We start from the raw sequence: 267 nt of genomic DNA on the forward strand, positions 1-267 counted from the left end.
GTCGTATGATTCAAGATCCGTTAGCCGAGGGCGCATTATGAGTTTACTTTTTAAAAGTCGTCAAAATAGTAACGATAAACAAAAAAAAACAGTATTTGCTGGCGGTTATTTTTTTATTATTAATATTTTTCGCCAAGGCGTACATAGCTTAGGTGAAATGTGGCGTACACCTCTAGCGTCGTTAATGACTATTGCAGTACTGGGTTTGAGCTTAACCTTGCCAGCTAGCTTATACTTAGTGGTTAAAAATGTGCAACAGGTAAGCAG

1 protein-coding gene is annotated in these 267 nt (G+C 37.8%); it reads left to right on the top strand.

Going from position 1 to position 267, the window contains the following annotated elements; all coding sequences use genetic code 11:
• Positions 1-37 precede the first annotated feature (37 nt).
• Positions 38-267, top strand: a 230-nt coding sequence (locus AAEY83_RS15595) for a hypothetical protein (protein WP_351060388.1), incomplete at its 3' end; no start/stop codon positions are given.

This window comes from Psychrobacter sp. TB20-MNA-CIBAN-0197 (assembly GCF_040309765.1).
Lineage (GTDB): Bacteria > Pseudomonadota > Gammaproteobacteria > Pseudomonadales > Moraxellaceae > Psychrobacter > Psychrobacter submarinus.